The organism is Methylobacterium sp. C1 (assembly GCF_001854385.1).
In the GTDB taxonomy this organism is placed as follows: domain Bacteria; phylum Pseudomonadota; class Alphaproteobacteria; order Rhizobiales; family Beijerinckiaceae; genus Methylobacterium; species Methylobacterium radiotolerans.
This window is the reverse complement of the sequence record NZ_CP017640.1, coordinates 925992-952466: the sequence shown is the minus strand read 5'-3', so window position 1 is coordinate 952466 and position 26475 is coordinate 925992. Positions and strand designations below refer to the sequence as shown.

Below are 26475 nucleotides of genomic sequence, written 5' to 3'. Positions count from 1 at the left end.
CGATCGGATGGGACAAGTCAGGCCGAGAGCCGCGCCAGCAGCGCCTCGACGGCGCTCCGCGCCTCGGCCAGGGCTTCGCGATCCCGGCTGCGCACGACGATCCGGTTGCGGAAGCCCTCCGGCGTGATCGCCGGATACGAGCCGATCGAGACGGCGGGCCGCGCTCTCGCGATCTCCCCGAGCCCGCCCGCGTAGGTGCCCTCCGGGAGACCGGCCGCCTCGATCGTCTCGGAGATGATCGCGGCGCCGCCCGTCAGCGTGGGGGCGATCGAGTCCAGCATGGCCTGCATGATGCTGGGCACGCCGGCCATCACGTGGACGTTCCCGATGCGGAAGCCCGGCGCCTTCGAGACGGGATTGGCGATGAGGTCGGCCCCGAACGGGATCCGCGCCATGCGCAGGCGCGCCTCGTTGAGATCCTCGGGCCTGTGCCGCTCCAGCAGCATCGCCCGGGCGCGCTCGTCGACGTCGATGCCGACCCCGAAGGCCTCGGCCACGCAATCGGCGGTGATGTCGTCGTGGGTCGGGCCGATCCCGCCGGTGGTGAACAGGTAGGTGTAGCGGCTGCGCAGGGCATTGACCGCCTCGACGATCATGGCGGCCTCGTCGGGCACGATCCGCACCTCGCGCAGGTCGATCCCGGCGGCGGTGAGGAAGTCGGCGATCGTGCCGATGTTCTTGTCCTTGGTTCGACCCGAGAGGATCTCATCGCCGATGACGAGGATTGCGGCGGTGACGGATTCGGAAGGCTGGCTCATGGGTCTCTGGTGTCGGGCGGATCCGGCAGGCACATAGCGCAACCGCCGCCCCCGACTACGTGAACCCCGAGGACCCCATGCAGTTCGCCGCGCCGCTCGTGCCGGGACGGCTCGTGCAGCGCTACAAGCGCTTCCTGGCCGACATCGACACCGACGACGGCCGCGTCACCGTCCACTGCCCCAATCCCGGAGCCATGCTCGGGCTGAACGCGCCGGGTGCCCGCGTGCTGCTGTCGCGCTCGTCCAACCCGGCGCGCAAGCTCCCGCTCACGTGGGAACTGGTCGAGGCCGAGCTCCCCGGCGGGGCGCAGTGGGTCGGCATCAACACGCAGCGGCCGAACGCGCTCGTCGCCGAGGCCTTCCGGGCCGGCGCGATCGCGGCGCTCGCCGGCCACGACGCGCTGAGGCCCGAGGTGCGCTACGCCGAGGCCAGCCGGGTCGATTTCCTCGCGAGCGGCGCGGAGGCCGGGCCCTGCCACGTCGAGGTCAAGAACTGCCACCTGATGCGGCGGGCGGGTCTGGCCGAGTTCCCGGACTGCAAGGCCGCCCGCAGCGCCCGGCACATGCGCGACCTGGCCCAGGTCGTGGCCGACGGCGGCCGGGCGCTCGTGGTGATCGTCGTGCAGATGCGGGCCGAGGCCTTCGACGTCGCCCGGGACATCGATCCGGCCTTCGACCGGGCGTTCCGGGAGGCGCGCGCGGCGGGCGTCGCGGTCAGGGCCTACCGCTGCGCCGTCGGGCCGGAGGGCGTCGCCATCGCCGAGGAGATCCCGGTGATCACGCCGCCCTGACGGCGCCGCGCTCGAACATCAGGTTGAGCCGCGAGCGCGCGATCTCGTGGTAGCCGTAGCTCGCCAAGTGCTGCAGCAGGTCGAGCTGCCACTGGCCGGTGCCGTTCTCGACCAGCAGGATCCGCGGCAGGAGCGCATCCGGCGCCTCGCGGAGGAACGGCTCCAGGATCAGGTCCTCGGCGCCCTCGACGTCGAGCTTGATGGCGTCGACCCGGGTCAGGCCCTCGCTGTGCAGCAGGTCGAGCAGCGTCACCGCCGGCACGGTGATCCGCGCGCCCTCGTTGGTGCCGACGATGCGCAGGCTCGACTCGCCGCGGTTGCGCGGATCGATGAACAGGGTGAGCTCGCCGGCCTTGTCGGCCACCGCGCAGGCGACCGCCTTGACGGTGTGGAACGGGTTCTGGGCGATGTTGTAGGTCAGGCGATCGAACACGTCGGGCTGCGGCTCGACCGCCACGATCCGCGCCCCCGGGCCCGAGAAGGCGGCGACGCAGAGGGCGTAGGCGCCGACATTGGCGCCGATGTCGAGGAACACGCAGTCCTGCGGCAGGCGCTCCCGGAGCAGCGCCCGCTCCTCCGGATCGAAGAACTGCGGGGTGAAGAGCACCTTCTTCTCGCAGTTGTTGTTGTAGGGGTGCAGCCGCATCCGCGCGCCGTAGCGGGTCACGTCGAGGGGCTTGCCGCCGAGCCGCGCGATGGCGATCCGGCGCAGGAACAGCGCGAGGCGCCGCCCGTACCAGGACTCGGCCGGGATCCGGTTCGTGCGGCGGGTGATCGCCGCCACGAGACCGGACGGTTCGTAGGTGCCGTAGGGCTGCGTGTCCGTCATGACCGGGGCGGTTTGCCAGCCGGCGCCACGACCCGCAAGCGGATCGATCCGCGTTGCTCCCGCGCGCCCGGGTGGTCTAAGCCGTGGCCGAGCTTGATGAACACAGGTTGCGCGGCATGGAGTCCTTCAATTCCGACGGCGTGCGGATCGCCTATATCGACGTGCCGCCGACGGACCGGGCCGGCAAGCCGATCCTGCTGATCCACGGCTTCGCGTCGAACCACGCGGTCAACTGGGTCAACACCCAGTGGGTGAAGGCCCTGACCCAGGCGGGCTACCGCGCGATCGCGCTGGACAACCGCGGCCACGGCGAGAGCGAGAAGCTCTACGACCCGGCCGCCTACAGCTCCGAGGCGATGGCCGGCGACGCGATCCGGCTCCTCGACCATCTCGGCATCGCGCGCGCCCACGTCATGGGCTACTCGATGGGCGGGCGGATCACCGCCCATATCGCGCTGGACCACGCGGACCGGGTGCGCTCGGCCCTGATCGGCGGCCTCGGGATGCACCTGATCGAGGGCAAGGGCCTGCCGTCCGGCATCGCCGAGGCGCTGGAGGCGCCGGCCGGCACGCCCGCGCCGAACCCGACGGCCGCGGCCTTCCGCATGTTCGCCGAGCAGACCCGGAGCGACCTGCGGGCGCTCGCCGCCTGCATGCGCGGCTCGCGCCAGACGCTCAGCCGGGGGGAGCTCGCGCAGATCGAGGTGCCGGTCCTGGTCTCGGTCGGGACCCTCGACACGGTCGCGGGCTCGGGCCCGGGGCTCGCCGCCCTGATCCCGGACGCCCGGGCCCTCGAGATCGAGGGCAAGGACCATTCCACGGCGGTCGGCGCCAAGCCGCACCGGGACGGGGTGCTGGCCTTCCTGGCCGCGCAGCCGTGAGGCCTCAGCTCTTCAGCCGGTAGCCCGTGCGGAAGATGTAGGTCACGAGGCCGAGGCAGATCACGAGGAACAGCGCGGTCATGCCGAGGCTGATCGCGATGTTCACGTCCGCCTTGCCGAAGAAGGCCCAGCGGAACCCGCTGATCAGGTACACGACCGGGTTCAGCAGGCTCACCGCGTGCCAGAACGGCGGCAGCATGCCGATCGCGTAGAAGCTGCCGCCCAGGAAGGTGAGCGGGGTCACGACGAGGAGCGGCACCAGCTGCAGCTTCTCGAACCCGTCCGCCCACAGGCCGATGACGAAGCCGAACAGGCTGAACGTCACCGCGGTGAGCAGCAGGAAGCCGATCATCCAGAGCGGATGGTCGATCCGCAGCGGCACGAACAGGGCCGAGGTCGCCAGGATGATCAGCCCGATCAGGATCGACTTCGAGGCCGCTGCGCCGACGAAGCCCAGCACCACCTCCAGCGGCGAGATCGGCGCCGACAGGATCTCGTAGATCGTGCCGGCGAAGCGCGGGAAATAGATGCCGAACGAGGCGTTCGAGATGCTCTGCGTCAGCAGCGAGAGCATGATCAGGCCGGGCACGATGAACAGCCCGTAGGGCACATCGTCGACCGCCGAGACCCGGGAGCCGATCGCCGCGCCGAAGACCACGAAGTACAGGGTTGTCGAGATGACGGGGGCCAGGATGCTCTGCCCGGCGGTGCGCCAGAAGCGCCCCATCTCGAACAGGTAGATGGCCCGGACCGCCGGCCAGTTCATGCTGAACGCCGCGCTCATGCCTGTGCCCTCTCCTCGCGCACGAGGCCCACGAAGATGTCCTCCAGCGAACTCTGTTCGGTGTGGAGGTCCTTGAAGCGGATGCCCGCGGCCGCCAGGCCGGTCAGGAGCCCGGTGATGCCGGTGCGCTCGGCGCGGGTGTCGTAGGTGTAGACCAGCTCGGTCCCCTCACCGCCGAGCGCCAGGCCGTAATCGGCCAGCTCCGGCGGCACCGCGGCGATCGGCTGCTGGAGATGCAGGGTCAGCTGCTTGCGCCCGAGCTTGCGCATCAGCGCGGCCTTCTCCTCCACCAGGATGATCGAGCCCCGGCGGATCACGCCGATGCGGTCGGCCATCTCCTCGGCCTCCTCGATGTAGTGCGTGGTGAGGATGACGGTGACGCTCTGCTGGCGCAGGTCGCGCACGAGGCGCCACATGTCCTGGCGCAGCTCGACGTCGACGCCCGCCGTGGGCTCGTCGAGGAACAGCACGCGGGGCTCGTGCGACAGCGCCTTGGCGATGAGCACCCGCCGCTTCATGCCGCCCGACAGGGTCATCAGCCGGCTGTCGCGCTTGTCCCAGAGGGAGAGCGCCCGCAGGATCCGCTCGATGTGACCGGGATCCGGCCGCAGCCCGAACAGGCCGCGGGAGAAGCTCACGGTGTTCAGCACCGTCTCGAAGGCGTCGGTGGTGAGCTCCTGCGGGACGAGCCCGATGGCCCGGCGCGCGGCGCGGTAATCGGCCACGATATCGTGGCCGTCGACCAGAACGGTCCCCGAACTCGCGGTGACGATGCCGCAGACAATGTTGATGAGCGTCGACTTGCCCGCCCCGTTCGGACCGAGCAGCGCGAAGATCTCCCCGCGCTCGATGGCGAGGTCGATGTCGCGCAGGGCGGTGAAGCCGGACGTGTAGGTCTTCGACAGCTTCGAGATGGAGATGATCGGCATCAGGGCCTGGCGCGAGCGGGGGCATGCACGCGACCGGCGACCAGGATTCCGGCACCGGACACGCGGTTGGCCGACCGAGCGGGACGCCACCGGCGGCGGGCGCCCCTATAGCACGCGGACTTTCCGGCGCTGACCGAGCCCGTGTGTGCCACCGCACCGCGAGGACGCCCGCCGCTCACGTGCGGCTGAAGCGCTCCGCCAGCGCGAGGCATTCCTTTCGGAGCTCCGGGTCCTCGATGCGCGAGAAGGCGTTCAGCAGGGCGGTGCATTCCGCGGCGCTCGGGCCGCGGGGCGCGGAAGCGCCCGGCGGTCTCCGGAAGATCGAGACCGGGATGTTCAGCGCGTCGGCGATCTGGCGAAGCAGCACGTCCCGCTCGTGAGCAGATTTCGCCGCGCCGTCGAGATCGAATCCGCCCGCGTCCGTCATGATCTCTTCGAGGCCAATCCTTCAGTCGAGCTCGGATGCACGGTTTGCCCGGCAGACGCCGATCACCCGGCGCGCGGCACAGCCATTCACACTTTCTCGGTGGGTGCAACCTACCGTTATAGTTTCGCCTCGGCAGGGCCGTTCGGCGCGGCACACGCGGCCGGCGATTTCGATGCGAGATGTCGTGCCGATCTCCCGCAATCGGCGAAGTCGGAGCAGATTTCGTCCTGAATTGCCTCGAAGAAATACAATTGCCGGTCGCAGAGTTCCGGCACTAGGCCGCGCGCCGGAAGGTGATCAGCGCGGCCAGACCGAGAAGGGTCGCGGCACCGAGGATCCGGCGCCAGGGGTTCACGCCGCGCACGAGCTCGTCGATCGCCCACCATGTCAGTGCGATGTCGGCCCCGAAGGACAGCGAGGAGGTCGGCAGCCAGCAGGCCAGCTGTCCCCTGTCCTGGGCCAGCCAGACCGCGAGGCTGAGGCCCGCGAACAGCCAGAGCGGCAGGTTCGGCCACTGCGCGACGGTGATCGCGCCGGTGGTCCGGTCGCGAAACATCCAGTCGACGGCCCGCCCGATGGTTGTGCGCGGACGTGGAGACATGGCTCGAACCTTCGTGCGCTCCGGCCGGCCCGTCCCGGGCCGCGTCGCCGGACCAGACTGGGCCGACAGCTCCTGACCGCGCCTTAACACATCGGTAACGTTAGCAAAGGGAAACCGTCGGTAAATCCCTAACGGATCCTGAAAGGACTCGCGAAAGATTCGTTAATCTGGTGATCATCGATCATCGGAACGGCGGCCAGTCGGCCGAACATCGAGGATCGATCATGGGCGCCCGTCTCGAAGACCTGAAATTCATGCTGACGCTCAGCGCCGTGGTCCTGTTCGGCAGCGGTCTCGACATCATCCTGCGCTGATCGCGCCGGTCAGCCCGGCCCGCGGCGCCGGGCCGCCGGACGTGAAGGCGCGCCCGAGCGCCGCGCGGGCGGCCGACGGACGGGCGGTCGCACCGTCGCCCCGGCCGGACGTGTACGGGACGGCGGTCGCGCGCGAGGCGGAGCCCGCGAGACGGCGCATCCCGGCGGTGTCGACGGTCGGGATCTGTCCGGAGCGGAGAAAGCTCCGCAGTTCCGCGGCCCGCGCCTGCCGCTCCGTCCGCATCTTGAGCACGGCGATCACGAGGCCGACCAGCCCGGCCGCCTCCAAGAACGCCGCGACCACGTAGCCCGCAGCCATCCGCTTCCACCAACCTTATCGAGGGAGTGGCCGCTCTCGCGGCGGCCGGCCCCCGATCTGCGGGGTCATGGTTAGCGGGACCTTAACGGCTACGTAGTTGGCCCGGATCGCGCCGCGATCGAAGCGCCACGCCCACGTCGAGCACGCGGCGCAAGCGCTTCCGGTATAACGGAGATCGGGCGCCGCGCCGGGAGCTGCGCCGCGCCCGGGGCGCGTCTTCAGGAAGCCGTGAGGCGCCGTGACGGCCTACCACATGTCGAGGGCGACGCGGGCCTCGTCCGACATGCGGCTCTGGTCCCACGGCGGATCGAACACCATGGTCACCGCGCAGGACTGGACGCCCGGCACGGCGGACACCGCGTTCTCGACCCAGCCGGGCATCTCGCCCGCCACCGGGCAGCCGGGCGCGGTGAGGGTCATGTCGATCGCGACGTTCCGATCGTCGCCGATATCGACCTTGTAGATCAGGCCGAGCTCGTAGATGTCGGCCGGGATCTCGGGATCGTAGACCGTCTTCAGCGCCGCGACGATGTCGTCGGTCAGGCGGTCCAGCTCCGCCTGCGGGATCGTCGAGTCGCCGGCGACGGCGGGGGCGTTCATGCCGCCCGTGATGGTGGCGTCGGTGCTCATCGCTTCACTCTCCCCGGGCCCGCGGGCGGGACCAGCCTCATCCCAGTATCAGGTGAACAGCATTTCTGCCCTGCCGAGCGCCTCGGCAAGGGCATCGATCTCGGCGGTGGTGTTGTAAAGCCCGAACGAGGCGCGGCAGGTCGAGGTGACGCCGAACCGCTTGAGCAGCGGCATCGCGCAGTGGGTCCCGGCGCGCACGGCGACGCCCTGCCGGTCGATCACCGTGGCGATGTCGTGGGCGTGCGCACCCTTCATCTCGAAGGCGATCACGCCGCCCTTGCCCGGTGCGGTCCCGATCAGGCGCAGGGAATTCATCGCGCCGAGCCGCTCCTGCGCGTAGGCGGTGAGCTTCGCCTCGTGGGCGGCGATCGCGTCGCGCCCGAGCGTCATCATGTACTCGAGCGCGGCGCCGAGACCGACCGCTTCGATGATGGCCGGGGTGCCGGCCTCGAACCGGTGAGGCGGATCGTTGTAGGTGATCGCGTCCTCGCTCACTGTCCGGATCATCTCGCCCCCGCCCTGATAGGGCGGCAGGCGCTCCAGCCACGCCTTCTTGCCGTAGAGCACGCCGATCCCGGTCGGTCCGTAGACCTTGTGGCCGGTGAAGACGAAGAAGTCGCAATCGAGCGCCTGCACGTCGACGGGCTGATGCACCGCGCTCTGCGCACCGTCGAGCAGGACCGGGACGCCGTGGGCGTGGGCGATGCGGACGATCTCGGCGGCCGGCGTCACGGTGCCGAGCACGTTCGACATGTGGGTGATCGCCACCATCTTGGTCCGGGGCGAGAACAGCTTCTCGTACTCCTCGACCAGGAAGTTGCCCTGGTCGTCCACCGGCGCCCACTTGATCACGGCGCCCCGGCGCTCGCGCAGGAAGTGCCAGGGCACGATGTTGGAGTGGTGCTCCATGATCGAGAGGATGATCTCGTCGCCCTCCCCGATCAGGCCGGCCCAGCCCATCGACGAGGCCACGAGGTTGTAGGCCTCGGTGGCGTTGCGGGTGAAGATGATCTCGTCCGTGGAGGCGGCGTTGAGGAACTGGCGCGTGGTCTCGCGCGCGCCCTCGAAGCCCTCCGTGGCGGCGTTCGCCATGTAGTGGAGGCCGCGGTGGACGTTGGCGTAGCCGGTCTCCATGCAGGAGACCATCGCGTCGATCACCTGCCGGGGCTTCTGCGCCGAGGCGGCGTTGTCGAGGTAGACGAGCGGCTTGCCGTAGACCTGCTGCGCCAGGATCGGGAAATCCTTCCGGATCGCCTCGACGTCGTAGGCGGGGGTGAGGACGGGTGCGTTCATGGTCGCGACCTTCCGAAGACTTCGCCGATCCCGGGAACAGCCCTCATCCTGAGGTGCCGGAGCGAAGCGGAGGCCTCGGCGGAGGCCTCCGGCTGGCATTGCGAGCCCTGGATCCCTCGCTCGGGGCCCGCCGACGCGGACATCTCGGGCAGAGATCCAGGTTCGGAGAAGCGGCCGGTCCCGTGAGGGGGCCGGCCGGGATGGTCAGCCCCGCGCCTCGAGCCAAGCCTCGATCGCGCCGATCAAAGCCGCGCGCGCGCCCTCGTGCGTCACCGCTTCCACGGCCTCGCCCACGAAGGCCTGCACGAGCAGGCTCTCGGCAGTCGCGCGCGGAAGGCCGCGGGCCATCAGGTAGAACAGCAGATCCTCGTCCGGCGCGCCGCAGGTGGCCCCGTGGCCGCAGGCCACGTCGTCGGCGAAGATCTCCAGCTCCGGCTTGTTCATCATCTGCCCCTCGTCGGTGAGGAGGAGACAGTCGGACTTCATCTTGCCGTCGGTCTGCTGCGCGGCCTGCCGGACGATGATCTTGCCCTGGAACACGCCGGTGGCGTCGCCGTCGATGATCCACTTGAACTGCTCGCGGCCGACGCCGCCGACCGCGGCATGGTCCGCGAGCAGGGTCGAGTCGGCGAGCTGGCCCTTGCGCAGCATGGCGGCGCCGTTGACGACCAGGTTCGTGTCCTCGCCCGCGACGTGGACGAAGATCTGGTGACGCGACAGCACCGCCCCGGTCACGAGGTTGACGGTCTCGACCTGACCCTCGGCCTCGACCTTCAGCGACAGGGTCGAGAGCGCGATGGCCGCATCGCCCTCCGTGTTCAGGCGCGTGTGACGGAAGGCGGCCCTGGGGCCGACCACCACGTCGAGGGCGTCGTTCGGCTGGCAGGTGAGGCCGTCCGGTCCCTCGTGGCTCTCCAGGAGGCTGAACTCCGCGCCTTCGCCCAGCTGGACGAGCACGCGCGTCGCCGTCGAGAACGGGGCATCGCCGGCGCCGACGAAGCGCAGGTGCAGCGGCCGCGCCGGCTTCGCGCCGGGCGCCACCGTGATCAGGGCGCCGTCGGCCAGGAAGGCGGTGTTGAGCTGGTAGACCGGGTTATCCCGGGCCTGCGGCACCGGGGCGAGCTGCTTCAGGTCGACATGCGCCCGCGTCAGCGCGTCCGACATCGGCACGACCGTGACGCCCTCGGGGATCCCGTCGAGGTCCGACAGCTCGCGGACGAGATGGCCGTTCACGAAGGTCAGGCGCGCGGCCTCGATCCCGGAGAACCCCTTCGCCCGGGCGACGGCCGCCTCGGCGACGTCGAGGCTCGGCGCCTCGGCCGGGGGCGCGGCCTCCGTGATGGCGGCGCGCAGGTCCGTGTACTTGAACGCCTCGACCCGCCGGCTCGGCAGGCCGGTCGCCTCGAAGAAGCGGAAGGCCTCCTCGCGGGCGATCGCCTTCTCGCTGGCGAAGCTCTGGCGGGCCGACTCGAACAGCTTCGACAGGCCGGCCTCGGCGGGGGAGCGGAGGTTGGTCACGTCGGCCATGGCTCAGGCGGCCTCGCTGGTGCGGTACTCGGCGTAGCCGGAGGCCTCGAGCTCGAGGGCGAGCTCCTTGCCGCCGGTCTTCACGATCTGACCCTTCGACATGACGTGCACGGTGTCGGGCACGATGTGGTTGAGCAGCCGCTGGTAGTGGGTGATCACCAGGAACGAGCGGCCCTGGTCGCGGAGCGCGTTCACGCCCTCGGAGACGATGCGCAGGGCGTCGATGTCGAGGCCGGAATCGGTCTCGTCGAGCACGCAGAACTTCGGCTGCAGCAGCGCCATCTGGAGGATCTCCATGCGCTTCTTCTCGCCGCCGGAGAAGCCGACGTTGAGGGCGCGCTTGAGCATCTCCTTGTTGATCTCGAGCTTGTCGGCCGCGCCGTTCACCGCGCGGATGAAGTCCGGGGTCGACAGCTCGGCCTCGCCGCGCGCCTTGCGCTGCGCGTTCAGGCAGGCCTTCAGGAAGGTCATGGTGCCGACGCCGGGGATCTCCAGCGGGTACTGGAAGGCCAGGAACACGCCGGCCGCGGCGCGCTCGTCGGCGGCCATCTCCAGCACGTTCTGCCCGTCGAGCAGGATCTCGCCGTCGAGGACCTCGTAATCCTCCTTGCCGGCGATGACGTAGGAGAGGGTCGACTTGCCCGAGCCGTTCGGGCCCATGATCGCCGCGACCTCGCCGTCGTTCACGGTCAGATTGAGGCCGTTCAGGATGCGGTTGTCCTCGATCTGCACGACGAGGTTCTTGATTTCCAGCATGTCAGTCCAAGTCCTTCAAAACCATTCGTCCCGCATCGCCCGCAGGAACGCGGCGTTCCCGGCCGGGTAGCCGGAGAGGTCGCCGATCACCGCGTCGATGCCGCACCGGGGACAGAGGGCGGTGCCGTCACCGGCGATCCAGCCCGCGATCTCGTCCGGCGCGAAAACTTCGAGGCAGAAGAAGCATCCGCACAGGACGCTGCTCCTCACCTCGTCGGCGTGCCGCGCGCTGTGCCGATGGGCCGCCCGCAGCACCTCGTCGTATCCGCCCAGGCGGTCAGCCCACCGAGCCTTCCAGGCTGATCGAGATCAGCTTCTGGGCCTCCACGGCGAACTCCATGGGCAGCTGCTGCAGCACGTCCCGGACGAAGCCGTTGACGATGAGCGCGGTCGCCTCCTCCTCGGAGAGGCCGCGCTGCTGGCAGTAGAACTTCTGCTCCTCGGAGATCTTCGAGGTGGTCGCCTCGTGCTCGAACACGGCCGAGGCGTTCTTCGACTCGATGTAGGGCACGGTGTGCGCGCCGCACTGGTCGCCGATCAGCAGGGAGTCGCAGTTCGTGAAGTTGCGCGCGCCCTTGGCCTTCCGGTGCGCCGAGACGAGGCCCCGGTAGGTGTTCTGCGACCGGCCGGCCGAGATGCCCTTCGAGATGATCCGGCTCGTCGTGTTCTTGCCGAGATGGATCATCTTGGTGCCGGAATCGACCTGCTGCATGCCGTTCGACACCGCGATCGAGTAGAACTCACCGCGGGAATCGTCGCCGCGCAGGATGCAGGACGGGTACTTCCAGGTGATCGCCGAGCCGGTCTCGACCTGCGTCCACGAGATCTTCGAGCGGGCGCCGCGGCAATCGCCGCGCTTCGTCACGAAGTTGTAGATGCCGCCCTTCCCGTCGTTGTCGCCCGGGTACCAGTTCTGGACCGTCGAGTACTTGATCTCAGCATCGTCCAGGGCGACGAGCTCGACCACGGCGGCGTGGAGCTGGTTGTCGTCGCGCTTCGGAGCGGTGCAGCCCTCCAGATACGAGACGTAAGAGCCCTTGTCGGCGATGATCAGCGTGCGCTCGAACTGGCCGGTGTCGCGCTCGTTGATGCGGAAATAGGTCGACAGCTCCATCGGGCAGCGCACGCCCGGCGGGATGTAGACGAAGGACCCGTCGGAGAAGACGGCCGAGTTCAGCGTCGCGAAGAAGTTGTCGGTCACCGGGACGACCGAGCCGAGGTACTTCTTCACCAGCTCGGGATGCTCGCGCACGGCCTCGGAGATCGGCATGAAGATCACGCCGGCCTTCTCGAGCTCCTTCTTGAAGGTGGTGGCCACCGAGACCGAGTCGAACACGGCGTCGACCGCGACGCGGCGCTCCGGCGCGATGCCCTCAAGCACCTCGACCTCGCGCAGCGGGATGCCGAGCTTCTCGTAGGTCTTCAGGATCTCGGGATCGATCTCGTCGAGCGATTCCGGCCCCTGCCGCTTGGGGGCGGCGTAATAGTAGATGTCGTTGTAGTCGACCTTGTCGTAGGAGACGCGGGCCCACTCCGGCTCCTTCATGGTCAGCCAGCGCCGGTAGGCGTCGAGGCGCCACTCCAGCAGCCACGCGGGCTCGTTCTTCTTGGCCGAGATGAAGCGGACGACGTCCTCGGAGATGCCCTTCTCGGACTTCTCCATCTCGATGGTGGTCTCGAACCCGTACTTGTACTGGTCGAGGTCGATCGAGCGGACCCGGTCAATGGTTTCCTGCACGGCAGGCATCAGCGTCTCCTAGGCATCTCCGGCGTCAAGGACCGGGAAGCGTCTGTCGGAAAGCGGGGGATGCGGCCCTCAGGCCGCCTGTCCTCTCCGCTTATATAGGGGCTGCAAGGCCCGTTCGAAGGCGTCGAGGAAGCATGCCACCTCCTCGTCCACCGTGTTCCAGCCGAGGCTGACGCGCAGCGCCCCCCCGGCGAGGTCAGGACCGACGCCCATCGCGGCGAGCGTCGCCGAGCGCGCGACCTTGCCCGAGGAGCAGGCCGAGCCCGACGACACCGCCACGCCGGCGAGGTCGAGGGCGATCAGGGCCGAGGGCGCGTCGAGGCCCGGGACCGAGAAACTCAGGGTGTTGGGCAGGCGCCGCGCTCCGGCGGCGAACACCACCGCGTCGGGCGCCATGGCCAGCACGCCGGCCTCGATCCGGTCGCGCAGGGCCGCCAGGCGCGCGGCCTCGCCGTCGAGCGTCTCGCGGGCGATCCGCGCGGCCTCGCCCATGCCGACGAGGGCCGGCAGGCACTCGGTGCCGCAGCGTTGCCGCCGCTCCTGGCCACCGCCGCGCAGGAAGGCGGTCTCCAGGGTGACGCCCTCGGCCAGAACGAGCGCGCCGACGCCCTTGGGCGCCGCGAACTTGTGGCCCGACAGGGTCAGCGCGTCGAGGCCGAGCGCCGCGGTGTCGAGGGGGATCTTGCCGGCTGCCTGCACCGCGTCGCTGTGGATCAGGGTCCGGCCGTGCGCCCGCGCCAGCTCGACGATCTCGGCCAGCGGCTGCACCGCGCCCGTCTCGTTGTTGGCGGCATGGACCGAGAGGAGCAGGGTCTCGTCCGCCAGAGCGGCGAGGCGCGCCTCCAGCGCGGCGAGATCGACCACGCCCTCGGCGGTGACCGGCACTTCCTCCACGGCCGCGTCCGGAAACCGGTGACCGGCCGCCACGCAGGGATGCTCCGTGGCCGAGTGGAGCAGCCGCGTCGGTGCCGCCTCGCCGCGGCGACGGAGGGCACCCGACAGGACCGCGTTCGCCGCCTCCGTCCCGCCGCTGGTGAACACGACCTGCTCGGGTCGGGCGTTCACGAGAGACGCGACCTCGGTCCGCGCCGCTTCCAGAGCTGCCCGCGCGGCCCTTCCCTCCGCGTGGATCGAGGACGGGTTCCCGGGAAGCGTGAGCGCGCGCGCGACCGACTCCGCGACGGCCGGCCGGACCGGGGCGGTGGCGTTGTAGTCGAGATAGGCGCGTGCCCGGCTCATCCGCGTTCCGTTAAGCCCTCTGCTGCGGCGCGTCACAATTCCTTGCCCGCGCACCGGCTCGCCGTGCTAAGGCGCGCCGAGAAAATGAGATCCCGCCGACCCAGCACGGTCGGCGCGGTAGCCAACGCGGTGCTTCGGACGGCTTGTTTAGAACGGTTCTAATCGACTAGAACTGTTCTAAGACTGCTTTTATGGTGCGCGCGCGACGAGTCAAGGCTGCTGCGCCGCCGCGTCGATCGCCCGGCGGGCGATCTCCGGAGCGAGAGACGAGCGATGCCCGAAGTGATCTTCACCGGCCCGGCCGGCCGCCTGGAAGGCCGTTACCAAGCCCCCAAGAAGCGCGGCGCGCCGATCGCCATCATCCTGCACCCGCACCCCCAGTTCGGGGGTACGATGAACAATCAAATTGTGTACAACCTTTTCTATACCTTCGCCAACCGCGGTTTCGCAGCCCTGCGCTTCAATTTCCGCGGGGTCGGGCGCAGCCAGGGCTCGTTCGACCACGGTTCGGGCGAGCTGTCGGACGCCGCGGCCGCCCTCGACTGGGTGCAGTCGGTCAATCCGGAGGCGAAGTCCTGCTGGATCGCGGGCGTGTCCTTCGGCTCGTGGATCGGCATGCAGCTCCTGATGCGCCGCCCCGAGATCGAGGGCTTCATCTCCATCGCCGCCATGGCGAACCGCTACGACTTCACCTTCCTGGCCCCCTGCCCCTCCTCCGGCCTGTTCGTGCACGGCTCCGAGGACCGGGTTGCGCCCGCCCGCGAGGTCATGCCGGTGATCGAGAAGGTGAAGACCCAGAAGGGCGTCATCATCGAGCACCAGATGGTCGAGGGCGCGAACCATTTCTTCGACGGGAAGGTCGAGGAACTGACCCAGACGGTCGACACCTACCTCGACAAGCGCCTCGGCAAGCGCGAGGAGGCGGCCTGACGGATCCGGCCCCGCGCCTTGACGGGGGGAGCCCCGGAGGAATAGGGCGCGGGCTTCGGAATTAAGACTCACCTTCGCAGGTCTGATGTCAGATAGCCCGTCCGACCAACCCGTCGTTCTCCTGGTGGAAGATGACGGCCTCCTGCTGATGGAGGCCTCGGACACCCTCGCGGATGCGGGCTTCACCGTCGTCGAGGCGACACACGCCGACAAGGCGCTGAAGGTCCTGGAGAACCGCGACGACGTCGGTGTCCTGATGACCGACGTCGACATGCCGCAGGGGTCTATGGACGGCTTCGCACTGGCGCGCCTCGTCGCGCATCGCTGGCCGTCGATTCCCGTGCTGGTCGTATCGGGCATGGGCACGCCCGGACCCAACGACATGCCGGAGGGCGCCCGGTTCATCCCGAAGCCCTACGAGCCGACCACCCTGGTCCGGACCCTGCAGGCCTTCATCCGCCGCGCGGCTTGACGCGGGGATCCGCCCGGGCTGACACCCGGTTCGGGCCCCGAACACCCGACCGAGAGCCATGACGGACCAGAACCGACCGCACCGCTTCGCGACCCGGGCGATCCACGCCGGCGCGGCGCCGGATCCCGCCACGGGCGCGCGGGTCCAGCCGATCTACTTCACCAACGGCTTCGTCTTCGACTCGACCGAGCAGGCCGCCGACATCTTCGCCGGCCGCCGGACCGGCTTCTCCTACTCGCGCGGTTCCAACCCGACGGTCGCCGCGCTGGAGCGCCGGATCGCCGACCTGGAGGGCGCGAAGGCGGGGGTGGCGGTGTCCTCCGGGCAGTCCGCCATGCAGCTGGTCCTCATGACGCTGATGAAGAGCGGCGACGCCTATGTGGCATCCCCGCGTCTGTTCGGCGGCTCGCTCGGCCTGATGCGCCGCCTCGACGGGCGCTACGACCTGAAGCCGCGCTTCGCGCGCGGCATGGCCCCCGAGGACTTCGAGGCGGCCATCACGCCGGACTGCCGGGCCATCTTCTGCGAATCGATCGTGAATCCCTGCGCGTCGGTGGTGGACCTCGACGGGATCGCCGCGGTGGCCCGCCGCCACAATCTGCCGCTCGTCGTGGACAACACCCTGGCCTCGCCGGCCCTGATCCGGCCGATCGAGCACGGCGCCGACATCGTCTGGCACTCCACCTCCAAGTTCCTGAGCGGCTCCGGCCAGACCATCGGCGGCGTGATCTGCGACGCCGGCCGCTTCGACTGGGCGAAGGCCGGCGGCTACAACCTGATCACCGAGCCTTGGCCGGACTACGACGGGCTGGTGCTCACCGAGGCCTTCCCGGCGACCCCCTTCGCGGCGGCGTGCCGGTTCTTCGGCCTGCGGGACCTCGGGCCCGGCCTGTCGCCGATGAACGCGTTCCTGACGCTCATGGGGATCGAGACCCTGCCGCTGCGCATGGAGCGGCACTGCGCCAACGCCCGGGCGGTGGCGGCCTTCCTGAAGGATCACCCGGCTGTGGCGTGGGTGAGCTACCCGATGCTGCCGGGCCAGCCCGGCGAGGACCTCGCCCGCCGCTATACCCCGGACGGGCCGGGCTCGATCTTCACCTTCGCGCTGAAGGGCGGTGAGCCGGCGGCGCTGCGGTTCATCGCCGGACTGGAGCTGATCTCGCATCTGGTGAATATCGGCGAGATCAAGTCGCTGGCGATCCACCCGTCCTCGACCACGCACCGGCAGCTGCCGGAGCACGAGAAGGCCGCCGCGCAGGTCGGGCCGGAGACCGTGCGGCTGTCGATCGGGCTGGAGAACGAGGCCGACCTGATCGCGGATCTCAAGCAGGCGCTGGACCGCCTCCCCTGATCCGTCATCGCGCGCGCGGCGAAGCGACCCGGAGCCGCGCGATCGCGATCGCTGTGGCGCCGCTGAATCGCTCCGCTCCGCTCGCAAGGACGGCCGCGGCGGGCGGAGAGTGGTCGCGGCCGGGATGGCCTCAGCGCCGCCGCTCCAGGATCGACACGTAGTTGGCCACCGCCGCGCCGCCCATGTTGAAGATCCCGGCGAGCTCCGCCCCGGGCACCTGCATCTCGCCGGCCTCGCCCATGAGTTGGAGGCAGGCCATGACGTGCATCGACACGCCGGTCGCCCCCACGGGGTGACCCTTGGCCTTGAGGCCGCCGGACGGGTTGATCGGCAGCCGGCCCCCCTTCTCGGCGAGTCCCTCGCGCACCACACGAAACCCCTCGCCCGGGGCGGCGAGGCCCATCGCCTCGTACTCGATCAGCTCGGCGATGGTGAAGCAGTCGTGCGTCTCCACGAAGGAGAGGTCCTCGTTGGCGATTCCGGCCTGGGCCCGCGCCTTCTCCCAGGCCATCCGCGCGCCCTTGAACTCCGCCGGGTCGCGGCGGGACAGGGGCAGGATGTCGTTGACGTGGGCCCGGGCGCGGAAGCCGATCGCCCGCTCCAGGCCCTCGGCGGTCTCGGCGTCGGCCACGACCAGGGCCGCCGCCCCGTCCGAGATCAGCGAGCAGTCCGTGCGCCGCAGGGGGGCGGCCACGTAGGGGTTCTTCTCTGAGACCCGGTTGCAGAAGTCGAAGCCGAGATCCTTGCGCAGCTGCGCGTAGGGGTTGCCGACGCCGTTGCGGTGGTTCTTGGCGGCGATGCGGGCCAGCTCCTCGCTGCGGTCGCCGTAGCGCTGGAAGTAGCCCGCCGCGATCCGCCCGAACACGCCCGCGAAGCCGCCTTCGATGTCGGCCTCCTCCTTGCGGTAGGAGGCGCCCAGCAGGATGTCGCCGGTCTCGGCCACGCTCTTGGCCGTCATCTTCTCGGCCCCGATCACCAGGGCGATCCGGCCGCGGCCGCTGTCGACGAAGTCGAGGGCCGCGTAGAGGGCCGCCGACCCCGTGGCGCAGGCGTTCTCCAGATGGGTCGCCGGAGCGTGGGCGAGGCCCGGCCGGCTCACCGCCACCAGGGAGCCCTCGAAGCCCTGCTTCGAGAAGCCGGTATTCATCGAGCCCACGTAGATGCCGTCGACCTGCGCCTCCTCGACGCCGGCATGGGCCAGAGCCTCGCCCGAGACCCGGGCGATCAGCCCCTCGACGTCGGGCTCCTCGAGCTTGCCGAAGGGGGTGTGGGCCCAGCCCACGATGCAGGCGCGCGTCATCCGGTGACCTCCCGAGTCTGGTCCGGACGATGGGCCCGCCGCGGCCGGCGATCAAGACATGCGCGGGTTCTTCGACGCGCCGGACCCGTCCGGACGAGGAGCGTCCGCGCCCGTTCAGCGCAGGTGGACGGCGACCCACGCGACGCCGACGAGCACCAGTGCGGTCAGCAGCCCGCGGGCGAGCGCGCGGCGTCTCACGGGGCGAACAGCTCCGGATGGCGCGCGCGAAGCGCCAGGATCAGGGCGAGGGTCTTCAGATCGGCGATCTCGGCGCTGTCGGCGCGGGCGGCGAGCTCGGCCAGCGGCATCTCGACCACCCGGATGTTCTCGTGCTCGCCCTCGGCCCCGCCGCCCGCCTCCGCGCGATCCGCCCGGCCGTAGGGCGCGAGGTAGAGGTGGATCTTCTCGGTCGTCAGGCTGGCGCAGGAATAGGTGGCGCCGACGAACTCGAGCGTTTGCAGGCGCAGCCCCACCTCCTCCATCGCCTCCCGGCGGGCATTCTCCTCCGGGCCGCCGCCGTCGATCAGTCCGGCCGGGGCCTCCAGCTGGACCTGCTCGCCGGCCGCGAACAGCGGCGGCACCCGCAGCTCGCGCACGAGGGTCGCGACCTTCCGCTCCGGGTCGTAGGGCAGGATCCCGACCGAGTTGCCGTGGTCCTCGATCTCGCGCTCGACGACGGCGCCGTCGGCGAGGCGCACCCGCGCGATCCCGAAGCGGCTCCAGCCCTCGTGAACGAAGCGGACAGTGAGGATCTCAGCTTTCATGGGCACTCCCATCCCTCATCGCCCTACACGGAACCGTGTCTCCGGGTTCCGGGAACGCCGAAGCCCGCGGCCACGTTTGGTCGGACATGCGCATGGTCACGCTTCCGCGGGGCGCGCCGGTCAGGATCGATGCGGGCAGGACCGATCAGCGGGATCAGGAAGCGCTCACGGCGCGACGGCGCCGCGATCTGGATCGTGCTCGCCCTCACCTACATGGTCTTCGCCGGCTCGGTGAGCCTGAACGAAGGGATGGCCGCGGTCGGCTGCGCCAGCCTCGGCACGCTCTGGTGGTGGGGCGTCGCACGGCGCGGCGGGCTGCGCTTCCGTTTCGACTCTGCGTCGCTCCGTCCACTCGGTCCGGCCATCCGCGCCGTGCCGCGCCGGACCGCCCGCGTCGGGCTTCACCTCCTCCGCGCCGTCGTCGGGCACGCCGGCGGCGGCGCGATACGGGAGCGGAGCGCCGTCGAGATCGCCTGGGCCACGCCGGACGGTGAAACGGCGCCGGCCGCGCGGGCCGTCGGACTGCTGGCCGCATCGCTCGCCCCCGACAGCTACGTGCTCACCCTCGACCGCGCGCACGGAACAGTGGTGACGCACGGCCTGGAGGAGGCGCGATGAGCGTCTGGACGGTCGCCATCCTGGCGCTGCTGCCGCCGCTCGCCGTGGCCGCGGCGCTCGCGTGGCGGGGCCGGCCCGGCCAGCGTTTCGCCGCCTACCAGCTCGCCGGAAGCGTCACGGTGCTGATCCTGACGCTCATGGCCTTCGCCACCGATCAAGCGTCCATCACCGATCTGGCCCTCACCCTGGTCCTGCTCAACCTGCCCGGCACGATGCTGCTCGCGGTCTTCCTGGAGCGCTGGATATGAGCGTCGTGATCGGCTCCGTCCTGGCCCTCGCCGTGGCGGCCGCGTGGCTCGCGGCCCTCGCCCTCTGGCGTCTGCCCCGGGCGCTCGACCGGATGCACGCCCTCGCGTTCCTGAACGTCACGGCCTCGATCCTCGTGACGGTGGCGGCCTTCCTGGCCGACGGCCTCTCCGGGCGCTCGCTCAAGATCCTGGTGATGATGGTCGTGTTCCTCGCCTGGGCGGCGGTCCTGTCGCACGTCTCCGGCCGGGCCGTGCTGATGCGCGAGGGCCGCTCGGCATGACGGTGATCCTGCCGCTGCTCTTCCTGTTCACCGCGATCTCCGGCACCGCCGTGGTTCTGGTGCGCGACCCCGCGCGGCAGGTCTTCGCCATCGCGGTCAACGGGCTCGTCCTGGCGATCCTGTTCGACGCCCTCCAGGCCCCCGACGTCGCGCTCTCGGAGCTGGCGGTGGGCTCGGCGGCGGTGCCGCTCCTCTTCCTCGTGGCTCTGATGGCCGTACGGGCGCAGCCGCCCGAGGAGGAATCGTGAACCCGCGCGTCCGCGTCGCGCTCCTGGCCCTCGCGGGCCTCGTCCTCCTTCCCGGCGCGGCCGAGGTGATCGCCGGCCTGCCGCCCTTCGGGTCGACGATCGCCCAGTACGGCGCACGCATCAACGCGATCACGCCGGAAGCCCGGCACGTCGCCAACATGGTCAGTGCCATCAACTTCGACCTGCGCGGCCTCGACACCCTCGGCGAGGAGTTCATGCTGCTCGCCGCGATCACCGGGACGGTGGTGCTGCTGCGCGGACGGCGCGGCGAGGGCACGACCGAGCGCGCCATGCGCCGGCCCGGCCGGGCCGTGATCCCGCGCTCCGAGGCCGTGGTGCTCGCTTGCCGCATCGCCGGCCCGCTCACCGCGCTGTTCGGCCTCTACGTCGTGCTGCACGCGACGGTCACGCCCGGCGGCGGCTTCCAGGGCGGCGTCATCCTCGCCTCCGGGACCCTGCTGATCTACCTCGGCGAGGGCTATGCCGGCTGGCGCGACGCCATCCGCAGCCACTGGCTCGACGCTCTGGAAGGCGGTGGAGCGCTGCTCTTCGCCCTGTGCGGGCTGGCGCCGATGCTCACCGGCGCCGCCTTCATGCAGAACATCCTGCCGCTCGGCACCTTCCGCGACCTGTTCTCGGGGGGGCTGATGCTGATCGAGAACCTCGGCGTCGCCCTGGCGGTGACGGGCGGCTTCACGCAGCTCTTCCTGGAATTCATGGAGGAGACCCGCGAGGCCGACGCGCCCGAGGAGCCGGGGGAGGAATCGGCGTGAGTGCGGTCACCAGTTTCCTGCCCTACGCGGTCGCCGCGTGGCTGTTCGGGATCGGCCTCTACGGCATCGCCACGAGCCGCAACTTCATCCACCTCGTGGGCTGCCTCGGCGTCTGCCAGTCGGCGACCTACGTGCTCCTGCTCGGCCTCGGCTATCGCTGGGGCAGCATCGCGCCGATCTTCTACGATCACCCGCCGGGAACGCCCGCCGTCGACCCGGTGATGCAGGCGCTGGTGCTCACCGACATCGTGGTCGGCGCGACGCTGACCGCCCTCCTCCTCGTCCTGACCATCCAGGCCTACAAGCGCGGCGGCAGCCTGGACCCGGAGAAGCTCCGGCCGATGCGCGCGGGCGGCAAGTCCGGGCGCGACCCGGAATCGAGCCGGGTGCGCGGGGCGGAGCGAAGCGCGCCGTGACCGCCTTCCCGGCCGCCCTCCTGCCCCTGCCCGTCGCCATACCGCTCGTGATCTGCGCGGCGATGCTGGCCACCGCGCACCTCCTGCCCGGCCGCCTCCCCGACATCCTGGCGACGCTGTCGGCTCTCACCGTCGCGGCGCTCTGCGGTGTCATCGCCACCCACGCCGCCGGCGAGCCTCTGGTCTACTGGTTCGGCGGCTGGGCGCCGCGCGACGGCGTCCATCTCGGCATCGGCTTCTCCGTGGACGAGGCCAGCGCTTGGGTCGCGGCCTTCATCGGGCTGCTCTACGCGCTGACCTTCGTGTTCGCCTGGGGTTTCTTCGACCGCACCCACGGCCACTTCCACATCCTGATGCTGCTGTTCCTGGCCGCCATGGTCGGGTTCTGCTTCACCCGCGACATGTTCAATCTGTTCGTGTGGTTCGAGGTGATGAGCGTCGCCGCCTTCGCGCTCACGGCCTACCATCTGGCGGAATCGTCGCTGGCGGGCGCCATCAACTTCACGGTGGTCAACAGCCTCGCGGGCTTCCTGATGCTCGGCGGCATCGGGCTGATCTACGCCCAGACCGGCACGCTCGACTTCGAGGGCATCGCGGCCGCGGTGGCGCGGGGCGGCCGGGATCCGGTGGTGGCCGGGGCGTTCTGCCTCGTGGCGGCCGCCCTGATGATCAAGGGCGCGATCGTGCCGTTCCAGTTCTGGCTCGCCGACGCCCACGCGGTGGCGCCGAGCCCGGTCTCGGTGATCTTCTCCGGATCGATGGTCTCGCTCGGGCTGTTCGGCCTCGCGAAGGTGAGCGCCGTCGTGTTCGGCGGCTCCGATCAGGTCCAGCACGCCCTGCCGGCCCTCCTCATCGGCCTGGGCAGCTTCACCGCCCTCCTGGGTGGCTGGATGGCGCTGCTGCAGCGGCACCTCAAGCGCATGCTCGCCTTCTCGACGATCTCGCATGCCGGGATCATGCTCACCGGTCTCGGCGCCCTCACGGTGGACGGGACCGGCGGGATGCTCGTCTACGTGGTGGGGCACGGGCTGGTGAAGGGGGCCCTGTTCATGATCGCCGGCATCCTGCTCGCCACCCAGGCCAGCATCGACGAGATCGCCCTGCGCGGCCTCGGGCGGGGGATCTGGCCCGCCGGGGTCGCCATGGCTCTGGCCGGGCTGCTGCTCTGCGGCCTGCCCCTCGGGGTGCTCGACCAGGGCACGCGCCTCGTTCAGGGTGCGCTGGCGCAGCAGGGCCACGGGATCGCCCTGGCGGCCGGCGCCATCGGTGCGGCGCTGACCGGGGCCGCGGTGCTGCGCGCCGCGGGCCGGATCTTCCTCGGGCTCGGGCCCGATCCCGGCGACGAGGCCGGGGCCCCGAGCGAGGACGAGCGCGAGAAGGCCAACCGGCCGCTCTGGCTGATGCTGGCGCCGTGCTGCCTCCTCCTCGCCCTCGATATCGGTCTGCCGGCTGGCCTTATCGAGCACGCCCTCCCGCGGGCGGCGTCGGCCTTCATGCATCGGCCGGCCGTGGTCGCGCTGGCGGAGGGGCCGGTCTGGCTTCCCTGGGCCTCGCTCGCCGCCGCCCTCGCCGGCGCGGGCTACGGCCTGTTCCGGAGGCACCTGCCCGCATCGGTGGTCCGGCCAGTCAGCGCCTCGCAATCGGCGCCGACCCGCGCGCTGGAAGTGCTCCACAGCGGCTTGATCGGCGACTACGCGGCGTGGCTCGCGGTCGGCGTGGCGGTGATCGCGGCCGTGCTGGCCATGGCGTGAGGGCGACCCGCGACAGGGCTTCGCGGGCTCGTGCCGGCGCGGGTCGTCGAACGGAGGTCCGGCCGCGCCAGACCTTCCAGGAGGAGGATTCGGTTATCGAGGAAAGTGGTGCCGCAAGAGGGATTCGAACCCCCGACCCCCTCATTACGAATGAGGTGCTCTACCAGCTGAGCTATTGCGGCCCTGGCCCCGACGGGACCGTCAGCGACGCGCGGTATCCGGCGCCGGACGTGGCAGGCTCATAGCGGCCCGGCCCGCGTTAGGCAAGGCCACAGCCGGCCCTCGCGGGCGTCAGACGGCCCGGTCCGCCGCCAATTCGTCCCGCAGGAATGCCGCCACCTCCGCGCGGTCCACGCCGGGGGCGATGAAGCTCTGGCCGATCCCCCGCGCGAGGATGAAGGTCAGCGCGCCGTCGCGGACCTTCTTGTCCTGGGTCATCGCGTCGAGGAGCGCCTCGACGTCGCCGCACCCGCCCGGGACGGCCTGCAGACGGGTCGGCAGGCCGGCGAGCGCGAGGTGGTTGGCGACGCGGCCGGCATCCTGGCCGGCGCAGAGCCCGAGCCGGGCCGAGAAGCGGAAGGCGAGGGCCATCCCGATCGCCACGCCCTCGCCGTGGACCAATCGGGCAGAATCGTAGCCGGTCAGGCGCTCCAGGGCGTGGCCGAAGGTGTGCCCGAGATTGAGCAGCGCACGCTCGCCGTCCTCCCGCTCGTCCCGGGTCACCACCGCGGCCTTGGCCCGGCAGCAGGACGCGACCGCCTGCTCGCGCTCCGGGCCGCCCGCGAAGATCCCGCGCCAGTTCGCCTCGCACCAGTCGAAGAAACCCGGATCGGCGATCAGCCCGTACTTGGCGACCTCGGCGTAGCCGGCGCGCATCTCGCGCTCGGACAGCGTGTCGAGCGCCGCCGTGTCGGCCAGGACGAGGCGCGGCTGGTGGAACGCGCCGATCAGGTTCTTGCCCAGCGGCGCGTTGATCCCGGTCTTTCCGCCGACCGAGGAATCGACCTGTGCGAGCAGGCTCGTCGGCACCTGCACGAAGCGCACGCCCCGCCGAAGAGTGGCGGCCGCGAAGCCCGCGAGGTCGCCGACCACGCCGCCGCCCAGCGCCACGACGAGGTCGCCGCGCTCGACCTTCAGGGCCAGGAGCCCGTCACAGACCTCCGCGTAGCCCGCGTAGGATTTGGAGGCCTCGCCCGGCGCCACCGTCACCACGCCCGCCTGAAGGCCGGCGCGCTCCAGGCTCGTCCGCAGCCGCGCGGCGTAGAGCGCGCCCACCGTCGCGTCCGTCACGATCGCCGCCCGGCGGCCCCCGAGCGCGGCGACGGCGGGGCCGGCCGTGTCGATCAGCCCCCGCCCGATCTGGATGTCGTAGGCGCGGCCGGCGTCGAGGGGCACGTGGACGGTCAGGAGGTCCGGACGGGGCTCGGTCATGGGTCGGTTCGCTCGGGTCTCACTGGGCGGCTACGGGGATGGATCCTTCGCCGCTGAGATGGGCGTCCAGCGCCTCCAGCACGTCCTGGACGACCCGGTCGTGCGACACCTCCCGCGAGATGACCATCACGTCGGCGGCGGCGTAGACCGGGTGCCGCACGGCCATCAGGTCCCGCATCGTCGCCTCCGGATCCTCGGTCTGCAGCAGCGGACGGTTGCCGCGCTTGCGCACGCGCCGCATCAGCACGTCCAGATCGGCCTTCAGCCAGACGGAGACCGCCGATTCCGCGATGCGCGCGCGGGTGGCCTCGCGCAGGTAGGCGCCGCCGCCGGTCGCCAGGACCAGCGGGCCGGCCCGCAGCAGGCGCGAGATCACCCGCTCCTCGCCGTCGCGGAAGCTCGGCTCGCCGTAGATCGCGAAGATGTCGGGGATCGTCAGGCCGGCCGCGGCCTCGATCTCGATATCGGCATCCTTGAAGATCAGCCCGAGGCGGCTCGCCAGGCGCCGGCCGACGGTGCTCTTGCCCGCCCCCATGAGGCCGACGAGCACGATCGAGCGCAGGCCGAGCGCGCGGCGCAGACGCGCCTCGATCGGTTCCCCCGCCTCCTCCCCGCTCATGGCCTCCTGCATCGGCTCCTGCATCGCATCCGTGCGGCGTCCCCGCCTCTCCACCGGCCCCCGCGCGCCTGTCGCCCGGGCAGCCACACATCCTGCGGCAGGCTCTTAGCGCGATTCAAGCGGCCTGCGAAACGCATCGCTGTGTCGTCGCGGGCCTTGTCAGCGCCTTGTTCACGTGGTCGAACCCGGGCACCGGCGGCGGCTCGCAGAAGGCCTTCGCCCGCCCCCTCTCCGCCGCCAGCGCCCGTCTGCCCGAGGTTCGACCGACGTGCCGACCCTGTTCCGTTTCTTTGCCACCCTCGCGATCCTGGCGGGTCTGGTCTACGCGGCCATGTTCGCGCTCGCGCATTTCGTCCAGCCGACGCCGCGGGAGATGAGCGTGACCATCCCCGCCTCGAAGCTGCAGCCGGGCAACCGTTGAGCGGGGCGGAGAGCGGCGGCGACGCCGCCCGGGCACCCCGTCCCGAGGTCGCCGAGTACCTCGACATGCTGGCCGCCGAGCGCGGGGCCGGCCTCAACACCCTGAGCGCCTACCGGCGGGACCTCGACGACTACCTCGGTTATCTCGCGCGCTCGGGCACGGCGCTCGGCGACGTGGATGCCGGCACGCTGCGAGCCTTCCTCATCGACCTCGAGACGCGGGGCCTGAAGGCGTCCTCGGCGGCGCGGCGCCTGTCCTGCGTCCGCGGTTTCCACAAGTTCCTGTACGCCGAGGGCGGTGCCGAGAGCGATCCGAGCGTCGCGGTGTCCGGTCCGCGCCGGGGGCGCGCGCTCCCCAAGGTGCTGTCGATCGCGGAGGTCGACCGGCTGCTCGCCACGGCGCAGGCCGCCGCCGGCGCCGACCAGCCCCCGGGCCCGGCCCGCCGGGCGCGCCGGATGGTGTGCCTGCTCGAGCTGCTCTACGCCACGGGCCTGCGCGTCTCGGAACTGGTCGCCCTGCCCCGCACGGCGGGCGCGAGTCGCGAGCACTACCTGATCGTCAGGGGCAAGGGCGGCCGCGAGCGCCTCGTGCCCCTGACCGAGGCGGCCCGCGCCGCCATGGCGGCGCATCTTCCGGCCGTGCCGGAGGATTCCCCGTGGCTGTTTCCCGCCGACAGCGACAGCGGCTATCTCACCCGGCAGGCCTTCGCCCGCGATCTCAAGGTGCTGGCCGCGGCGGCCGGTCTCCACCCGGACCGCGTGAGCCCCCACGTGCTCCGCCACGCCTTCGCCAGTCACCTCCTGCAGAACGGCGCCGATCTGCGCATCGTCCAAGAGCTTCTCGGCCATGCCGACATCTCGACGACGCAGATCTACACGCACGTGCTCGACGAGCGCCTGAAGGCGATGGTCCGCGATCTGCATCCGCTGATGGATCGCTGAGCGGTCCCGCGCGGAACGCCTGGCAACTCCTGGTGGGTCGCCCCAATTGTATAGGTTTAGCGAACTGCCTAAGAGTAGCCCCTCGC

Annotated in this window: 32 protein-coding genes and 1 tRNA gene; 14 read left to right on the top strand and 19 right to left on the bottom strand. The window is 70.7% G+C overall.

Features of this window, described 5'->3' with window-relative positions; translation table 11 throughout:
• Window positions 1–17: 17 nt before the first annotated feature.
• Entirely contained in the window at window positions 18–758 is a 741-nt protein-coding gene (locus tag BKE41_RS04465) for a molybdopterin-binding protein (RefSeq protein WP_012317713.1), read from the bottom strand.
• A 77-nt stretch (window positions 759–835) separates the two neighbouring features.
• On the opposite strand from BKE41_RS04465, the gene sfsA reads away from it, so the two are divergent.
• Complete coding sequence (gene sfsA, locus BKE41_RS04460; RefSeq protein WP_012317712.1) at window positions 836–1549, top strand: DNA/RNA nuclease SfsA; 714 nt, start codon at window positions 836–838, stop codon at window positions 1547–1549.
• Here the strand turns inward: sfsA and BKE41_RS04455 are convergent.
• Window positions 1536–2378, bottom strand: a complete 843-nt coding sequence (locus tag BKE41_RS04455) for an FkbM family methyltransferase (protein WP_012317711.1) — start codon at window positions 2376–2378, stop codon at window positions 1536–1538. The genes sfsA and BKE41_RS04455 overlap by 14 nt on opposite strands.
• 116 nt (window positions 2379–2494) lie before the next feature.
• Here BKE41_RS04455 and BKE41_RS04450 point away from each other — a divergent pair, with 116 nt between their 5' ends.
• Window positions 2495–3259, top strand: coding sequence for an alpha/beta fold hydrolase (locus tag BKE41_RS04450; protein ID WP_070998598.1), 765 nt, complete (start codon window positions 2495–2497; stop codon window positions 3257–3259).
• Between the two features lie 4 nt (window positions 3260–3263).
• Here the strand turns inward: BKE41_RS04450 and BKE41_RS04445 are convergent, their stop codons facing one another.
• The 12 genes from BKE41_RS04445 to BKE41_RS04390 all read right to left on the bottom strand — a co-directional run bounded on the left by BKE41_RS04445 (window position 3264) and on the right by BKE41_RS04390 (window position 13825).
• Window positions 3264–4025 (bottom strand): ABC transporter permease, encoded by a 762-nt coding sequence (locus BKE41_RS04445; RefSeq protein ID WP_041372495.1) that lies wholly within the window; start codon window positions 4023–4025, stop codon window positions 3264–3266.
• A gap of 14 nt (window positions 4026–4039) precedes the next feature.
• The gene (locus BKE41_RS04440; protein WP_071000632.1) at window positions 4040–4975 is read right to left on the bottom strand and encodes an ABC transporter ATP-binding protein; all 936 of its coding nucleotides are present in this window, start codon (window positions 4973–4975) and stop codon (window positions 4040–4042) included.
• Window positions 4976–5147: 172 nt separating this feature from the next.
• Window positions 5148–5399, bottom strand: coding sequence for a hypothetical protein (locus BKE41_RS04435; RefSeq protein ID WP_012317707.1), 252 nt, complete (start codon window positions 5397–5399; stop codon window positions 5148–5150).
• 274 nt (window positions 5400–5673) lie between these two features.
• On the bottom strand, window positions 5674–6000 hold the full coding sequence (locus tag BKE41_RS04430) for a hypothetical protein (protein WP_083374282.1): 327 nt from the start codon (window positions 5998–6000) through the stop codon (window positions 5674–5676).
• Between the two features lie 300 nt (window positions 6001–6300).
• Window positions 6301–6633 (bottom strand): hypothetical protein, encoded by a 333-nt coding sequence (locus BKE41_RS04425; protein ID WP_012317705.1) that lies wholly within the window; start codon window positions 6631–6633, stop codon window positions 6301–6303.
• 246 nt (window positions 6634–6879) lie between these two features.
• On the bottom strand, window positions 6880–7233 hold the full coding sequence (locus BKE41_RS04420; RefSeq protein ID WP_244413263.1) for an SUF system Fe-S cluster assembly protein: 354 nt from the start codon (window positions 7231–7233) through the stop codon (window positions 6880–6882).
• A gap of 78 nt (window positions 7234–7311) precedes the next feature.
• Complete coding sequence (locus BKE41_RS04415; protein WP_012317704.1) at window positions 7312–8556, bottom strand: cysteine desulfurase; 1245 nt, start codon at window positions 8554–8556, stop codon at window positions 7312–7314.
• A 204-nt stretch (window positions 8557–8760) separates the two neighbouring features.
• Complete coding sequence (locus tag BKE41_RS04410) at window positions 8761–10083, bottom strand: SufD family Fe-S cluster assembly protein (RefSeq protein ID WP_070998596.1); 1323 nt, start codon at window positions 10081–10083, stop codon at window positions 8761–8763.
• 3 nt (window positions 10084–10086) lie between these two features.
• Window positions 10087–10839 carry a Fe-S cluster assembly ATPase SufC gene (gene sufC, locus BKE41_RS04405; protein ID WP_012317702.1) on the bottom strand — a complete coding sequence of 251 codons (753 nt, stop codon included), beginning with the start codon at window positions 10837–10839 and terminating at the stop codon, window positions 10087–10089.
• 15 nt (window positions 10840–10854) lie between these two features.
• On the bottom strand, window positions 10855–11094 hold the full coding sequence (locus tag BKE41_RS04400) for a hypothetical protein (protein WP_024831006.1): 240 nt from the start codon (window positions 11092–11094) through the stop codon (window positions 10855–10857).
• A gap of 22 nt (window positions 11095–11116) precedes the next feature.
• Entirely contained in the window at window positions 11117–12586 is a 1470-nt protein-coding gene (gene sufB / locus BKE41_RS04395) for a Fe-S cluster assembly protein SufB (protein ID WP_012317700.1), read from the bottom strand.
• A gap of 69 nt (window positions 12587–12655) precedes the next feature.
• Window positions 12656–13825, bottom strand: coding sequence for a cysteine desulfurase family protein (locus tag BKE41_RS04390; protein WP_012317699.1), 1170 nt, complete (start codon window positions 13823–13825; stop codon window positions 12656–12658).
• A 273-nt stretch (window positions 13826–14098) separates the two neighbouring features.
• On the opposite strand from BKE41_RS04390, the gene BKE41_RS04385 reads away from it, so the two are divergent.
• From BKE41_RS04385 to BKE41_RS04375, 3 genes are all read left to right on the top strand, one after another.
• Window positions 14099–14755 carry an alpha/beta hydrolase gene (locus tag BKE41_RS04385; protein WP_010686946.1) on the top strand — a complete coding sequence of 219 codons (657 nt, stop codon included), beginning with the start codon at window positions 14099–14101 and terminating at the stop codon, window positions 14753–14755.
• Between the two features lie 85 nt (window positions 14756–14840).
• Window positions 14841–15227, top strand: coding sequence for a response regulator (locus BKE41_RS04380; protein ID WP_012317698.1), 387 nt, complete (start codon window positions 14841–14843; stop codon window positions 15225–15227).
• A 58-nt stretch (window positions 15228–15285) separates the two neighbouring features.
• Window positions 15286–16578 carry an O-acetylhomoserine aminocarboxypropyltransferase/cysteine synthase family protein gene (locus tag BKE41_RS04375; protein ID WP_012317697.1) on the top strand — a complete coding sequence of 431 codons (1293 nt, stop codon included), beginning with the start codon at window positions 15286–15288 and terminating at the stop codon, window positions 16576–16578.
• A gap of 130 nt (window positions 16579–16708) precedes the next feature.
• On the opposite strand, the gene BKE41_RS04370 is transcribed toward BKE41_RS04375, so the two are convergent.
• Both BKE41_RS04370 and BKE41_RS04365 read right to left on the bottom strand, forming a co-directional pair.
• A complete protein-coding gene (locus BKE41_RS04370; protein WP_012317696.1) occupies window positions 16709–17878 on the bottom strand; it encodes an acetyl-CoA acetyltransferase in 1170 nt (389 codons plus the stop codon).
• Window positions 17879–18072: 194 nt separating this feature from the next.
• Window positions 18073–18642, bottom strand: coding sequence for an NUDIX hydrolase (locus BKE41_RS04365; RefSeq protein ID WP_012317695.1), 570 nt, complete (start codon window positions 18640–18642; stop codon window positions 18073–18075).
• A gap of 129 nt (window positions 18643–18771) precedes the next feature.
• Here BKE41_RS04365 and BKE41_RS04360 point away from each other — a divergent pair, with 129 nt between their 5' ends.
• Genes BKE41_RS04360 through BKE41_RS04330 form a run of 7 tightly spaced genes read left to right on the top strand, consistent with a single transcriptional unit; the run spans window position 18772 to window position 22977 of the window.
• Window positions 18772–19260 carry a hypothetical protein gene (locus BKE41_RS04360; RefSeq protein ID WP_070998594.1) on the top strand — a complete coding sequence of 163 codons (489 nt, stop codon included), beginning with the start codon at window positions 18772–18774 and terminating at the stop codon, window positions 19258–19260.
• On the top strand, window positions 19257–19508 hold the full coding sequence (locus BKE41_RS04355) for a monovalent cation/H+ antiporter complex subunit F (RefSeq protein ID WP_012317693.1): 252 nt from the start codon (window positions 19257–19259) through the stop codon (window positions 19506–19508). The genes BKE41_RS04360 and BKE41_RS04355 overlap by 4 nt, the downstream gene beginning before the upstream one ends.
• Window positions 19505–19789 carry a monovalent cation/H(+) antiporter subunit G gene (locus tag BKE41_RS04350; protein ID WP_070998592.1) on the top strand — a complete coding sequence of 95 codons (285 nt, stop codon included), beginning with the start codon at window positions 19505–19507 and terminating at the stop codon, window positions 19787–19789. Before BKE41_RS04355 ends, BKE41_RS04350 begins: the two co-directional genes overlap by 4 nt.
• Window positions 19786–20037, top strand: a complete 252-nt coding sequence (locus BKE41_RS04345; RefSeq protein WP_012317691.1) for a DUF4040 domain-containing protein — start codon at window positions 19786–19788, stop codon at window positions 20035–20037. Before BKE41_RS04350 ends, BKE41_RS04345 begins: the two co-directional genes overlap by 4 nt.
• Window positions 20034–20810: an MnhB domain-containing protein gene (locus BKE41_RS04340; protein WP_012317690.1), complete on the top strand. Its 777-nt coding sequence runs from the start codon at window positions 20034–20036 to the stop codon at window positions 20808–20810. Before BKE41_RS04345 ends, BKE41_RS04340 begins: the two co-directional genes overlap by 4 nt.
• Window positions 20807–21226 carry a cation:proton antiporter subunit C gene (locus BKE41_RS04335; protein ID WP_012317689.1) on the top strand — a complete coding sequence of 140 codons (420 nt, stop codon included), beginning with the start codon at window positions 20807–20809 and terminating at the stop codon, window positions 21224–21226. Before BKE41_RS04340 ends, BKE41_RS04335 begins: the two co-directional genes overlap by 4 nt.
• Window positions 21223–22977: a proton-conducting transporter membrane subunit gene (locus BKE41_RS04330; protein WP_070998591.1), complete on the top strand. Its 1755-nt coding sequence runs from the start codon at window positions 21223–21225 to the stop codon at window positions 22975–22977. The genes BKE41_RS04335 and BKE41_RS04330 overlap by 4 nt, the downstream gene beginning before the upstream one ends.
• A gap of 106 nt (window positions 22978–23083) precedes the next feature.
• Here BKE41_RS04330 and BKE41_RS04325 read toward each other — a convergent pair.
• The 3 genes from BKE41_RS04325 to BKE41_RS04315 form a co-directional block, all read right to left on the bottom strand.
• A tRNA-Thr gene (locus tag BKE41_RS04325) sits at window positions 23084–23159 on the bottom strand.
• A 109-nt stretch (window positions 23160–23268) separates the two neighbouring features.
• A complete protein-coding gene (gene aroB, locus BKE41_RS04320) occupies window positions 23269–24408 on the bottom strand; it encodes a 3-dehydroquinate synthase (protein WP_043073160.1) in 1140 nt (379 codons plus the stop codon).
• 19 nt (window positions 24409–24427) lie between these two features.
• Entirely contained in the window at window positions 24428–25051 is a 624-nt protein-coding gene (locus BKE41_RS04315; protein ID WP_076729417.1) for a shikimate kinase, read from the bottom strand.
• A gap of 244 nt (window positions 25052–25295) precedes the next feature.
• Here BKE41_RS04315 and BKE41_RS04310 point away from each other — a divergent pair, with 244 nt between their 5' ends.
• Together BKE41_RS04310 and BKE41_RS04305 are read left to right on the top strand one after the other, a co-directional pair.
• Window positions 25296–25448 carry a hypothetical protein gene (locus BKE41_RS04310; RefSeq protein WP_012317685.1) on the top strand — a complete coding sequence of 51 codons (153 nt, stop codon included), beginning with the start codon at window positions 25296–25298 and terminating at the stop codon, window positions 25446–25448.
• A 65-nt stretch (window positions 25449–25513) separates the two neighbouring features.
• Window positions 25514–26389 (top strand): site-specific tyrosine recombinase XerD, encoded by an 876-nt coding sequence (locus tag BKE41_RS04305; protein ID WP_245295962.1) that lies wholly within the window; start codon window positions 25514–25516, stop codon window positions 26387–26389.
• Window positions 26390–26475 lie beyond the last annotated feature (86 nt).